Annotated in this window: 14 protein-coding genes and 1 pseudogene; 1 reads left to right on the forward strand and 14 read right to left on the reverse strand. The window is 39.5% G+C overall.

The features are described 5' to 3' along the window. From B9T24_RS15000 to B9T24_RS15020, 5 genes and pseudogenes are all read right to left on the reverse strand, one after another. Window positions 1–194: pseudogene (locus tag B9T24_RS15000) on the reverse strand (alkyl hydroperoxide reductase subunit F); the annotation flags it as partial. Window positions 195–632: 438 nt separating this feature from the next. After that, window positions 633–1,553, reverse strand: coding sequence for a hypothetical protein (locus B9T24_RS15005; RefSeq protein ID WP_086166522.1), 921 nt, complete (start codon window positions 1,551–1,553; stop codon window positions 633–635). 30 nt (window positions 1,554–1,583) lie between these two features. Then, complete coding sequence (locus B9T24_RS15010; protein ID WP_086166523.1) at window positions 1,584–2,729, reverse strand: toxic anion resistance protein; 1,146 nt, start codon at window positions 2,727–2,729, stop codon at window positions 1,584–1,586. 19 nt (window positions 2,730–2,748) lie between these two features. Next, entirely contained in the window at window positions 2,749–3,537 is a 789-nt protein-coding gene (locus tag B9T24_RS15015; protein WP_086166524.1) for a tellurium resistance protein, read from the reverse strand. A gap of 353 nt (window positions 3,538–3,890) precedes the next feature. Next, on the reverse strand, window positions 3,891–4,574 hold the full coding sequence (locus tag B9T24_RS15020) for an alpha/beta hydrolase (protein WP_086166525.1): 684 nt from the start codon (window positions 4,572–4,574) through the stop codon (window positions 3,891–3,893). A 559-nt stretch (window positions 4,575–5,133) separates the two neighbouring features. Here B9T24_RS15020 and B9T24_RS15025 point away from each other — a divergent pair. Then, window positions 5,134–6,045 carry a LysR family transcriptional regulator gene (locus B9T24_RS15025; protein WP_086166526.1) on the forward strand — a complete coding sequence of 304 codons (912 nt, stop codon included), beginning with the start codon at window positions 5,134–5,136 and terminating at the stop codon, window positions 6,043–6,045. 73 nt (window positions 6,046–6,118) lie between these two features. On the opposite strand, the gene madM is transcribed toward B9T24_RS15025, so the two are convergent. Genes madM through mdcA form a run of 9 tightly spaced genes read right to left on the reverse strand, consistent with a single transcriptional unit; the run spans window position 6,119 to window position 13,457 of the window. Continuing rightward, window positions 6,119–6,880: a malonate transporter subunit MadM gene (madM, locus tag B9T24_RS15030; protein ID WP_086166527.1), complete on the reverse strand. Its 762-nt coding sequence runs from the start codon at window positions 6,878–6,880 to the stop codon at window positions 6,119–6,121. Window positions 6,881–6,927: 47 nt separating this feature from the next. Further along, on the reverse strand, window positions 6,928–7,329 hold the full coding sequence (gene madL, locus B9T24_RS15035) for a malonate transporter subunit MadL (RefSeq protein ID WP_086166528.1): 402 nt from the start codon (window positions 7,327–7,329) through the stop codon (window positions 6,928–6,930). A 44-nt stretch (window positions 7,330–7,373) separates the two neighbouring features. Beyond that, a complete protein-coding gene (gene mdcH, locus B9T24_RS15040) occupies window positions 7,374–8,312 on the reverse strand; it encodes a malonate decarboxylase subunit epsilon (protein ID WP_086166529.1) in 939 nt (312 codons plus the stop codon). A gap of 12 nt (window positions 8,313–8,324) precedes the next feature. Continuing rightward, window positions 8,325–8,927 carry a malonate decarboxylase holo-ACP synthase gene (locus B9T24_RS15045; protein ID WP_086166530.1) on the reverse strand — a complete coding sequence of 201 codons (603 nt, stop codon included), beginning with the start codon at window positions 8,925–8,927 and terminating at the stop codon, window positions 8,325–8,327. Next, the gene (gene mdcE, locus B9T24_RS15050) at window positions 8,927–9,751 is read right to left on the reverse strand and encodes a biotin-independent malonate decarboxylase subunit gamma (RefSeq protein ID WP_086166531.1); all 825 of its coding nucleotides are present in this window, start codon (window positions 9,749–9,751) and stop codon (window positions 8,927–8,929) included. The genes B9T24_RS15045 and mdcE overlap by 1 nt, the downstream gene beginning before the upstream one ends. Beyond that, window positions 9,748–10,599, reverse strand: a complete 852-nt coding sequence (locus B9T24_RS15055; RefSeq protein ID WP_086166532.1) for a biotin-independent malonate decarboxylase subunit beta — start codon at window positions 10,597–10,599, stop codon at window positions 9,748–9,750. Before B9T24_RS15055 ends, mdcE begins: the two co-directional genes overlap by 4 nt. Then, entirely contained in the window at window positions 10,592–10,891 is a 300-nt protein-coding gene (locus B9T24_RS15060) for a malonate decarboxylase subunit delta (protein ID WP_086166533.1), read from the reverse strand. The genes B9T24_RS15055 and B9T24_RS15060 overlap by 8 nt, the downstream gene beginning before the upstream one ends. An 11-nt stretch (window positions 10,892–10,902) precedes the next feature. Next, window positions 10,903–11,778 (reverse strand): triphosphoribosyl-dephospho-CoA synthase, encoded by an 876-nt coding sequence (locus tag B9T24_RS15065; protein WP_086166534.1) that lies wholly within the window; start codon window positions 11,776–11,778, stop codon window positions 10,903–10,905. Next, window positions 11,778–13,457, reverse strand: coding sequence for a malonate decarboxylase subunit alpha (gene mdcA / locus B9T24_RS15070; protein ID WP_086166535.1), 1,680 nt, complete (start codon window positions 13,455–13,457; stop codon window positions 11,778–11,780). Before mdcA ends, B9T24_RS15065 begins: the two co-directional genes overlap by 1 nt. Window positions 13,458–13,678: the final 221 nt, after the last annotated feature.

The raw sequence follows: 13,678 nt of genomic DNA on the forward strand, positions 1-13,678 counted from the left end.
CCAAAACTTGGACGACGGCTATTGCTGCCATCAAAACGAGCAGTCACTTGATCGGATAATGCTGCAATTTCAGTGACCAATTCTTTAATTTTGTCTGATTTATCGGAATCATTGAGTGATGCCACAATTTCAATTGGACTTTCTAAGCGTTCAAGTAGGGTTTTTAATTGTGCTGAAGTATTTTGATCTAACATGGCAAAGGTCTCCAAAGGAGTAAATGTCTATTGAATGCAGTCATCATAAGATAAATTTTTAAATAGGTGAAACAGTTTGTTTTTATAATTAAGATCGAATTATCAGATAACTCGCATAAATCAAAAAATGTTTAATATTTGATTCTTTAAAATCAGCACTGCCTCATTTAATTGATTTAATTCTTTTCCCTTTACGTAGGCACTATCTCTACTTTTGAAAGGTCAAAATGAGGATCTCAAAATATATTTTAAGTCCGCAAGAAAAACCTTTTGTTTCCCATACACGACATCCTGAGCCAGTTTTAAGCACTGCTTTAAAATGCAGCGCAAGGATGGGAAACGTGTGGCATCCATGCCACAATCATGAATCCAATACCTACTAAAAAAAATTTAATTTTGACTTTACGAACTACGTGATCAGGTTTTTAAGGTTGATGATCAAGGTATAAGCCGCTGTTCTACTCTTAAAGCTCGACCTTTTAAATGCTGTGCTAAGAGAAATAAAATCAAGCTCAAAACCGCAGATACAATCAGTATCGCAATAATCAATATTTTCATAAAGGCACTCATTTGTGCGGCCTGTTCCACTTGACGCGACACGCTTTCAGCCATCGGTGTTAAGCTCTTGCCATAAAGCTGATGCTGCATTGTCCATAATTGTTCAGGTTTAAAACCATATTCAATAAAATGCGGATCTGATTTTTCCGCTTTAACCAAAGCTAAAACCTGAGGAATTGCGGCATCTTTATCGGCAGGCTTATGCAATAATGCAGTTTGCGCCAGTAAATAAGCCTTCACGGGTGCATCTAAATCAGCTTGCTGTAAATATTGGGCCAGCTCACTTTGCTGAATATTTTTATCGTATTGAATCGCTTTGGCATAGGCATCATTTTCATCATGCTTTAAATCATATTGTAAATAAGTCAGTCCTGACCACAACACGATCAATGCGATCAACCAACCAACAAATTTCAAAATAAAAGACTGAAAACGAATATAAAAAAAACGGATTTTTTTCAAAAAATGAATAACAAAAAATGCCCCTACAAAAGAGACAAACAGCTTCAAAATGAGCCAACCAAACCATGACAGCAAACTGGTAAAATAATCTGAATGCTGCCCCAATGCCGCAAGATGACTGTCTATACTGATGGGCATATGTAATTGTTTAAGTTCAGTGGTCACACCAAAAAAACTATAGACAAAATCATGTTGTAAAAATAATGCCACGACAGAAGCAAGAAAAATTGTGGTACTACTAATGCACAGTAGCATCACATTACGTTGGCGCTTTTTCAACGCCACCACACCCGATTCAATCTGTTGTGGATTCACAGCATATTCATCTAAGGGAGGCAAATACTTTCTCCTAAAGTGTAAGCAATCAATTTAAGAACGATCATCATGTTTATTGCTCCCACCTGTATTTGATTCTAAAACCAAATGATTCAAATTATTCTGCAAAGCACGTAACCGTGTGGTTGCTTCTGCACGTTTCTGCATGCCCTCTTTTTGCACTTGAAGCACATCATTCACTGTTTTAATGAGGGTGTTTTGCACATGTTCAAGTGTTTCAATATCAATCACCGAACGCTGATTGGCTTTGGCGGTGTCTACAGAGTTTTGATGTAACAAATCCGCATTACGGCGTAACAGATCATTGGTCGCATCATCAATACTATTCGCCAGTTGGACACTATTTTTTTGCTCATGCAAAGAAATGGCCAAGCTAATTTGGTTTTTCCATGCAGGCAAGGTAATGTTCTTAATGGCATAAAATTTATCCACCAACATTAAATTATTGGATTGAATAATCCGAATCATCGGTAACGTTTGCATCGCCGATTGCTGTAAAACTTGTAAATCACTGACTCGTTTTTCTAAATTATTGGCAAGATGATTAAGATCATAAATTTTTTGTACCGTTGATTGATCCTGAATATGTGTGGTTAAGAACGCTATGTCTTGCTGAATTTCCTGTTCTTTTAATTTTCCAGCGGCAATATAAATACCCAACTGTTTATATTCATCTTGTACGCCATGAAACATTTTATCCAAAGTTGTAACACGGCTTTTTAACCCCGACTGAGAGGTTTCAATTTCTTTAACTAGCACATCAATTTGTTCTTTGGTGCTATTAAAATGTTGATCAAAGCTTTGCTTCGCGCCTCTCATTCTACTAAACAAACTGCCAAAGAAACCCGAACTCTTTTTCTGATTTAAAATACTGTTGGTATTCAACTGCTGCGCAACTTGAACCACCTGATTTAACTTTTGACCTGTGCTATCAAGGTCTTTATTTTGTACTAAGTTTAATAATTCATCGGTATAGGTCGAGGTTTTTGTCGCAATATTTTTACCATATTCAGCAACGGCTGTATGACTCATTTCAGCTAATTCTTTATGTGCATTCATCACTTCATTAAAGTCAGAATCCTGCAATCCGATTTCTTGTAAATTCAGTTGCTGAAATTTTTGCTGAACGACATCTGTAGTCACGTCTGTAGGTAAATCTTTATGCTCAAAATTGGTCATGGGACACCTAAGGAAATTATTAATGTGTTGGTTTCTGGAGAGATTTTCTTAAAGTTTTAATCAGATTTTCACGGCTATTATCTAACTTTTCCAATTCACTTGTCGAACTGGTTTGATTGCTTTGTTTAACATGATATTGCCACGCGGGAATAAGCACCTGCTGTGCCTCTTTAAAACGATCGAGTAAGGTAAAAGAGAGTTGCTGAGACAACTGCATTTGTGTAATTGCAATATCATTACTTGCTTGTAAAGTTTGTAATGTATGAATTTTTTTAGCTAACCGATCAGCAAAATTATCGAGTGGATGTTGATTCTGTACAAACTTCGGATATTCCTGCAAGAATTCTTGCGCAGCCCGAATGTATTTTGCCATTTGCTCACGATGCCCAAGCAACTGCTGAAAACGTGCTTGTGACTTTTGAATCTCAATCTGTAATTTTTGACTTAAATGATTGGCTCGATTGAGTAACTGATCTAAATTTTTATAATATTCAACCTGACCAGAACCATATTCTAAATCTATCCCCAACCATTTTTGCAAAGCATTAAACTTTCGCGTTTTTAAATATTTTTTTGAATCTGCTAAAGATTGAATCAGTTGTTCGATGGTTAAACTTAACTGCTGCGTTAAATGTGGATCGACGCCATTTAACAGCACAGATTGTGCTTGAATGAGTTGGTCTGCATAATGATTGAGACGATACTGATCATTCAGTAACGGCACCAAATCATTGCGTTGAATGGAGAGAAGTTCAGCTCGATTCACTTCAATTTCAGCCAAAGGAACGAGAACATCTATCTGAGACATAATATTAGAAACTCAATAAAATCATTTTTATAGTACGGCTTTTATACAAAATATCATGTGTTCTTTTGCAATTTCTAGTTGATATTTTTATTTATTTCATTCGATTTAAAATAATGAATTGGAAAGTTAAGCAAATTAAAAAATTGAATCATACATAGCTGCTTTTTTCTAAAGTTATGTTTCTAACGTTTAGCAATAGCATGGACAGAAGTTAGAAAATCAGCTCCTGATGCATCAGATTGTTTAATGCTTTGACTGATTCTAAAATCCCTTTATTTTTAAAGGGATTTTAAGAAAACAGTCTATTTAACAGCAGTATTAAATGACAAACGATCATGCACATATATAAAAGATTAAAAAGATGAAGCCGCCTTGATAATAAAATCAGCGATTTCATTCGGTCTTGATGCAAGAGAAGCATGACTCGCCTCAAGTTCAAGGACTTCTTTAGCATTTAATCTTTCAGCCATTTTTCTTTGATTTTCAGGGGCAATCATACGATCCTGATTTGAAATTTGATACCAAGATGGTTTAGTCCTCCATGCAGGTGTCACGACAGTATCACCAAAGGTACTGGCAAGAGGCGCTTTCTGAGCAATAGCCATTGCTATAGATTCTGAAGGGTCTAAATCTTGACAGAAACTCTCATGGTATTTTTCTGCATTGACCCATAAATAACCATCACTATCTGGATAAAGATTAGCAGCAGCTTCTGGTGGATGTTGTTGAGTAATCAGGCCGGGGCTTTCTGAACGATCTGGCGCAAATGCGGCAATGTATACCAACCCCACCACTTTTTCATTATTACCTGCTTCAGTAATGACCACGCCACCATATGAATGACCGACGAGCAATACAGGGCCATCTATTTGATTAATCATTTTATTGGTTCTTTCAACATCATCCGCTAAAGACGTTAAAGGAATTTCTACAGCTTTCACTTTGAAATTTTGTTTGATTAATAAAGGAATGACATGTTGCCAATGCAGAGCATTTCCCCAAAATCCGTGAACCAGCACAATGGTAGGCAATTTCATATTTGATCCTGTTGCTCTAAAGAAATTTAGATCTAAATAATAGATGAAATTCTTTTCATTGATATGTTGCGGTTTTGTACTTTTAAAATCACAATTGTTGATGCTTTTTGGGTACTAAAATCAGTCTATTTTTGAGTATAAATTGGATACACATTCCCGCAGAGAGTCCCATTTTCACTACATTATCCATAATGAGCACGATATAAAAATGAGCTTGCTCATTTCATATAAAATATATTTTTCTAAATCATAATTATGAGGGAGTTTGGGATAATCAAGCTTTTTAACTTTATCCATGCCTAATCTATTTATAAGGGATTAAGAATACGAACTGCAAGCTGACAATTAAAGAACCCTAGATACGCCAACGTTAAAAACAATCTCAACCCTAGCTAAATTTTTTAACATAATTCCTAGCCTAAATCATTGATTAGATAGATTAGACAGTACATATACCCAGTACGAACATCATTTTCAACATGCCATCCCATTAAACATTTTAAAAATTGGCATGCTATATTCATCCATCACTGCCATCAGCATTTAAGGATAAAACTCGGTGGAAATAGATGAAGAACTGACGCTTAAAAAAATTCAAATTTTTTTAGCTTTTATGCGCTGTGGTAATTTGTCAAAAACAGCGGTTGAAATGCAAATCAGTAATGTCAGTGTTCATAAAGCATTACATTCTCTTGAAAATTCATTACGTTGCCCTTTGTTCAAAAATGAAGGTCGAAATTTAATTCCCTTAAAGAGTGCTTATGTACTCGAAGAACATTCTAAGAAAATTGTTCAAGATATTGTCACTACCGTCAATAAAACACGAGAAGCTGCTGGATTTGCATCCAAAATTTTTCATTTAGGTTCTTTGTATTCTTTAACAGTGAACACTATTCCAAGTGTTATTAGTGGTTTAAAACTTAGACGAGGTGATTTAGATATACAACTTTCTTTAAGTTCAAATTTGGATTTGGTCAAAAAGTTAAAGGCCACGGAGTTAGATGCCATTATTGTTGCACTTAATGAAACAACTCAAAATCATGAATTTGAGTGCTTACCCATGTTTCAAGATGACATTTTTTTAGCTGTACATAAGAACTCCAAATATGCAGAACTTGATGAAGTCGATTTAAGTCAGCTCAAAGATGAAACTTTCCTGACCCTTGCAAAAGGGTTCGCTACGCGTAACGATAGTGATGTAGTCTTTGAAAAAGCTAAAATTGATCCTAAAGTTTTTTTACAGGTTTCTGATATTTTTACCTTAATTAGTATGGTCAGTTCTGGGGTTGGACTGGCTTTATTGCCTGGTCGAATTTCAACAATTTATGAAAGCTCTGTAAAGCTAATTCGACTTAAAGCGCAATATCAAATCAAGCAAGAAATTGGTTTAGTCTTTTTAAAAAGTAAAGAACGTGATCCTAATTTATTGGCATTTATTGCCGAATGTCGTATGTTTTCAAGAAATATTTAACATGAAATTTGGGCAATTTATTTAATCCTTAGATCTTAATAAATTGCCCATACAGGATAAAATCCATTCATTCTTAACCAAAAATAGCATTTATGGTAAGAAAGAAGACTGAAGGGCCTAATAAACACCCTAAACCTGTATAAAATGTTGCAACCAATGCGCCATAAGGGACTAGGCGTACATCAGTACCCGCTAAACCAGCAGCCGTTCCACTTGTGGTTCCCGCCAAACCACCGAATACCATGGCAGATTTTGGGCTTTTTAAGTACATAAATTTAGCCAATAATGGGGTTCCCACCATAAAGAACACCGACTTAATCAAGCCAATCGCAATTGATAATGCAATGACATCTGAAGTCGCACCAATGGCCGTCCCTGTAATTGGACCAACAATATAAGTCATTGCCCCAGCACCAATGGTGGTCATTGAAACAGGGTCTTTATATCCCATTAGCCATGCCGTCATTGCGCCAATCACAAAAGGAACAACACAACCAAGTGCTAATGCAATAAGCCCCACTTTCCCAGCCTTTTTCACCTCTTTAACATCGACTTCAAATGCAGTCGATGCAATGGCAAGGTCACGAATCATTGCACCACCAAGCAAAGCAAATCCAGAGAAAATGGCAATATCTGAAATTCCCTTTGTTCCTTGTGTATACACGCCTGCAAAATACGCCACCACTAAGCCTAATGTAATTGCAATTGCCGAACTTTGCAGTTTACCTCTGGTCAAATACTTTGAAAGTAAATGAGAAACAAACATCATCAACCCTGTGACTGCAAGTGCAGTGACCAGCGCATTTTTACTTAATACTGTAATTAAAGCATCCATTATTTAATTCCTTTTAATCATTGAACTCGTATTTTTTATAACGAAAATTAAGCTGTTTTTTCCTTAGCTTCGACTGGCCATTCATAGACCTCGTAATCGTTATTCATTTTATTTAAATAACGAATCACCAAAACAGTACCGATTAATGATGCAACTGAAACGATCAGCCCTAACATTCCACCTGATAGTGCAGCCACAACATTCTGGCCAGCAGACATGGCAACAACAATTGGAATGTACATCCCTGACCAATACAACACACCAAATTGAGTTCCTTGTGGCAAATATCCTTTCTTGGCTAAAAGCTCTTTTGATAAAATAAGCAAGATCATCGAGATGGCTACGCCACCTACATTTGCTTTGACACCGAGTAACATACCCAACGTATTACCAAAATAGTCTCCTAATAAATGGCAAATGGCTAAGAGTGCTGTTCCATATATAATCATTGTTAATTCCTCATATCCTTGGATAATGACTTAAATTTATCTATTTATGCATTCAGTGATCGGGCACTTTCTTTATGCATGGCACCAATAAGACTGTCTAAACGTGTTCCTTGAAAAGACAGCACAGTTCCTTCTTTAAATGTCTGACGGGCTAATCCTGTTAAGACGGTTCCCGGCAAACTCTCAATCTGCAAACGGACGCCTCTTTCCCAAGCGGATTGAACCGTACTTTCCCAATCAATCATTCGACACATATTGAAGCTAATATCTTCAATAACTTGCTCTTTCTTCATGAGTAAACGAGCAGATGTTCCACTTAAATAACGTATATTCGGCTGTTGTTGCACAACTCCCTTTATGTGTTCAGCCAATTGTTTTGCCTGAACATCTAATAATGAACAATGTGATGGCACACTCACCTCTAAACGCTTGGCCAATACTCCATTTTCCTGTGCTTTTTCAGCAACCTGTTTCATTGCTTGATTTGATCCAGAAATCACGATTTGATTTGCTGTATTCAAATTGGCAATAAAAACATCTTGATTCTGCTGATAAACCTGATTAACCCAAATCTCTACATCAGATTGATTCGTACCAATCAAAGCTGTCATGCCATAACCTGAAGGATAGGCCTGCTGCATTAAACGTCCGCGAAGCGCAACCAGCTTGAGTCCATCTTCAAAACTCAAGACTCCTGCTACTGTTGCCGCAGCCCAAGCACCTATGGACAAGCCTGCAACATAATCTGGTTTAACTCCTTGTTCCGACATTAAACAAGAACTAATAACCCCTGAAATAAACAAACAAAGCTGCACAGCATAAGTTGATTTCAGCGCTTCTGGCTGATCCAGCAACAGCACATCTTGTTTAAGAATATCTGTTGCCTGTTCAAGATAATGTTGAACCAAAGTAGTCTGCGGTAAATCACGCAACATATTGACCTTTTGCGCACCTTGACCTGGATATACCCAAATTGAACTCATGCCATCATCCCTTTACTGCCAAGGATTGTTTACCAAAACTGCGCCATCATTTCGTTTTAGTAAGACCTTTCCCGTTGTCCTTGCCCATTCTTTAAGTGCCACACCACCTTTTGGGGTTTGCAGTTGCACATCCAGTTTTAATTCGGTTTGTTCCAACTGATGCAGCAATTGTTTGGCTTCATCCTTGGTCAAAAATCCCTCTGTCCGAATCAACAAGTCAATGTCACTATTTTCAGTCACTGTCTGAATACCCGTTGCTAGTTCAAACCCGACGCTACCTGCATACCCCCAAACCCATGGCAGCATTTTCATTGTTTGCTGCACGCGCTGTAACTGTTTGGCCAAATGTGGAAAATGCTCAAGTTCTACCTGACAGAGTTGCTCAGGCTTCATAATTTGCTTAATCTGCTGACTCGGCATCTCTAGTTTATAGCGCTGATAACGCTCAACTCCCCGAATCCCAACAGGAATCATTCCTCTGTGAGTGACCGCTCTGCGCATAACAACAGGGTCTCCGCGTTGCACAACTTCTTTCACCCAATCAGGCACGGGTGAAGCAAGATCTGCAACAGTGATTCCCCAGAGTAGGTCATGTGGTTGCGGTTGCATGATCATTACCACTGTTCACGCAAAAGTTCACGCACCTGTTTCGAAGCCTGTCGATTTTCACCATGTAAGCGATGTTCAAGTCCCGTTGAACCAGTGGCTTGAATGTCATTTAATGCATGTAAAAATGCCTCTTGAACACATGCAATATCTTCAGTTGTAGGTTGTTCAGGATTCACGACGGTTAAAAGACTGGATAACAAGCCTAATGTGGCATAGCTTTCAATGTCGTATGCCATAGGTGGAATACTAGATGCGAGTTTTTCTAACTCATCAACGGTACGCAGTGTTACACGAGCAGCCGACTCTTTCCCCATGGCATGTACCATAACACCGGTATCTTTAAGTGCAATGATACGATTTGCTTGGTAGCCATGGGCTAAAAATGCACCTGACATCGACTTTCCAACCAATAAACTAATCACAGGATGTCCTGCCAAACGTGCTCGCACATAACTATCGACTGCACCAGCAAGCGCCTGATGAATACCAAAAAGTTCTTCACGGCGACCATAAGCCTGACTTGGGACATCGACAATACATAAGATTGCACGTTTTTGATCGCTGTCTTGATCAGATCGAATCACATCATCTACCGCTTTGGCCAATGTCCAACCTTCTAATAACCCCACCTCACCATTTTGAGCGCGCGGATAAAGATTGTGCTGATCTGGAACAACGGCAATCACACGAACTGTTTTTCCTGCCATTTGTCCATCTGCAACCCAGACTGATTCTGCATCTTGCTCGATTCGGCTAAAGTCAGCACTGAGTGCTTGAAACCAATGCTTGCCACGTATTGACGTTTTCACTGCATGTACATCCATATTCATGCTTGTTCTCCTTGATATAAAGTCCGAACTTGAAGCGGTGTGGCTTGCTCTGTCGTATCAACGCCCTGTAAATGATTCAAATAAAAATTATAGTTTGAGCTGCGATGTAATGTCGGTACACCTTGGTTTAAATACTGCAAAACTTGCTGTTTAATCTGCTGACGGTCATCTTCGACATAGGCATCAACCAAGCCACTTGCAGCACGTTGTTCTCCGCCTGTAACACTCCAGATAAATGGTCGATCCTTCGAATCATATTCTTGCACACCCGCTTCTTGCTCAATCACTTGTGGGCCATTGAGTCCTAAACGTCCTTCTTGGGTCATAATCAAATAACTGCATAATGCTGCTGCAATCGACATGCCACCGAAACAGCCAACACTCCCAGCAATAACTGCGACCACAGGTTGATATTGTCTAAGTGCCACGATTGCTGCTTGTATTTCTGCAATGGCGGCCAATCCCAGATTCGCTTCTTGTAAACGTACACCACCCGTTTCAAGTAACAAAATCGCTGCGGTTGGAATGCCCTTACGGTTATCTTCCGCGGCCAGTTCTAATGCACCTGCAATTTTTGCACCACCGACTTCACCTAGGCTTCCGCCCTGAAAAATACCTTCAATCGAGATAATGACGACAGGTTTTTGCTGAAGTGTGCCTTTTGCAACTACCACACCATCATCCGCTTGTGGCACGATATTCTGCTTTGGCAGCCAAGGTGACATCATTCGTGTAAAAGGATCTAATAACTCACGAAAGCTTTTTTCATCTAATAATGCTTTGGCACGTTCTCTCGCACTCAGTTCAATAAAGCTCTGTTTTGCCAGTAAAGTTTGAAAATCAGCCACCGTTCACCTCCTCAAATGCTTGTTCTAAACGTAGGCGAACAACACCCGGTGTTGCACCAAAGTCATGTATATCAATATGTACAGCGGGTGGTGCTTGATCACTAAACATCCGTTCAAACAAATTTTCCCAACGCTTTGAACTACCATCAACCGATGTGACAACATGGATTGACATCTTTTCCGTTTGACTCGGTTGCATTAAAATTTCTAAATCACCAGAGCCCACACAACCAACCAATGCTTTTTTAGTTGGTCTACTTCCAGCTGCAAATTCAAACTTGAGTATTTCCATTACTGCATTTCCTATTTATTGTTAAAATAAAATTGCTCAACACGATCAATAAATAATGTGGCTGCAAGTAAATCTGCAACCCCACCCGGTGAAGCTCTTAAGCGTAAAAGATCCTGTTCTAAAAAATTAAATGCACGTTGCCCAGCAAAGGCTGAATAACCACCTAAATCCAGCACCTCTTGAGCACCCTGCTGCATTCGCGCTAATCCTGCTTCTCCTGCACGGTACAAAACGCAGGTATCATTCAAGGTGGTCATCATGGCAAGCAAAGCATCTACCCGTGCAGTTGTTTCATTGCCCTGTGTTTGGCGGCTTTTATCAAGTTCAGGTAATCCAAACTTCACAATTGCAGGAAACCCTTGCTGTGCTTGTGCTTTCGCACCAAGGATGCCCAATGCTTTTTGTACCTGTTGACCGTGACTGAGTGCCTGTTGGGGAATAAAACGATCTTCAAATTGGGCAATTTTTCCTGCTAATTGACACAGTTCAACAGCTTGTACTGGTTTAGTATCTAAACTCATCAATGCACTAGCCGTGACCATCAATCCTAATGCCCAGATTGCACCGCGATGGGTATTCACCCCATTGGTGGCGTGCAACATGGTGGCTTCACCGACACGACCAATTTCACCAATCGCTTCACGTAATGCTTGTGAACACGTTCTATGTTGAAAGGCCGCGTGTGCCATTGCCACAAACATCGGCTGTAAACTGTGGGCTGAACGCTCCATCAAATCCAGTGTCAAATCATCATGGGCACCGCTTCCACGTTGATCGACCAACGCAGGTTTGGGCGTTAAATTGACTTCTGCAACTAAAGCATGGACTGCAAAATCTGCGAGCAAAATACAATGTTGACGAATATAGGGTTGAACACGTGCATTCATTACCAACTCCTAAATTTTGCTGGAGGTTGATAAAGCCCATCAGACCATGTCACAAGATCCGCAATATTTTTTGCCGCCAGTAATTCACGCGTGGCATCGGTACGGCGAATGCCTAAATCTTCTGGAAACACCACCAATCCTTCACGTCTTAAACGCTCTGTTGTTTTAGGATTATGGTTTAAGCCAATTTCAGTCACCCCTGCAACCGCAGCAATCATCTCCTGACGTTCTTCTAAACTTCTTGCTTTATACAAGTAAGCAATACCTTCTTCAGTCAAAAGATGGGTTACATCGTCGCCATAAATCATGATGGGTGCTAAAGGCATATTGGCTTTTTTGGCTACGTCTACCGCATCTAAGGTATGTACAAAAGTGGGTTTGCCACCTTCCTGAAAGGTTTCCACCATTTGCACAACCAGTTTTTTACCGCGTGCAAGATAGGTCTCGGTTTCTGTTGCACCTGATGGACGCATATCCAACCATGCAGGCGTAGCGTGACGACGCCCTCGTGGGTCATGCCCCATATTTGGTGCGCCACCAAAACCAGCCAAACGACCTTTGGTCACTGTTGAAGAATGTCCACTGCCATCGACTTGCAAGGTTGCGCCAATAAATAAGTCCACTGCATACTGACCCGCAAGCTGACACATCATTCGATTCGAACGCAGTGAACCATCACGGCCTGTAAAAAATACATCAGGTCGCGCCGCAACATATTTTTCCATTCCCAGCTCTGTACCAAAACAATGCACACTTTGAACCCAGCCTGTTTCAATGGCAGGAATTAAGGTCGGATGCGGGTTTAAAGTCCAGTTACGACAAATCTTGCCTTTTAAACCTAAAGACTCACCATAGGTTGGTAAAATTAGTTCAATTGCAGCAGTGTTGAAACCAATGCCATGATTCAGCGACTGTACATTATGCCGTTCATAAATTCCGCGAATCGCCATCATTGCCATTAAGATATGCACAGGCTTGATATGTTTAGGATCACGGGTAAACAAAGGCTCAATATAGAAAGGTTTGTCAGCCACAACCACAAAATCGACCCAAGAAGCAGGAATATCGACCCGTGGTAAATCTTTAACGTCATCCACCAACTCATTCACTTGCACAATCACAATGCCATCGCTAAAGGCTGCGGGTTCAATCAATGCGGGCGTGTCTTCTGTACTTGCGCCGGTATAAATATTCCCTTCACGATCCGCCATGAAACCTGCTGAAAGCACGACATTCGGAATTAAATCAACCAATAAGCGTGAATAAAGTTCGATATAAGTATGAATCGCACCAATTTCGAGTAAACCATCTTCAATCAACTGACTAATGCGTAGACTTTGTGTGCCAGCAAATGAAAAATCGAGTTTACGAGCAATGCCTTTTTCAAATAAATCGAGATGTTCAGGACGTCCGACACTCGGCATAATCATATGTAGATCATGTAAAACATCGGGATTAGTTTGTGCCAAAGAGCGAGAAAGAAAATCAGCTTGTTTCTGGTTATTGCCTTCTAAAACAACTCGATCACCCGCAGTAATTAAGGTTTCTAAAACCTTAACAATATCTTGGGTTGGAATAACCACGCCATCAGCATACTTACTGACCATTTCTATTTTGAGCTGTTTAGCCTGTCGACGTGTATTCCATTTACGTTCTTTGTTCTGAACCGAACCATCCATGTCATTTATCCTAATTCTGTATTTTGGTCTAAGCCTATAAAAGCGTTTTATTAGATTTTGATCAATCAACCTCCAATCACTTTCATTAACTTAAAGTTAATATTTAAATTAGCTAAAGGTTTTATGCACAATAAAAGCCACTTATGATGCGAGTCATGCCCGATTCAATTCAGTGGAAGATTAATTACTCTTGCAGAAGTTACTGTAGATTTATCCCATTC

The organism is Acinetobacter sp. ANC 4654, from assembly GCF_002135425.1.
Lineage (GTDB): Bacteria > Pseudomonadota > Gammaproteobacteria > Pseudomonadales > Moraxellaceae > Acinetobacter > Acinetobacter kyonggiensis.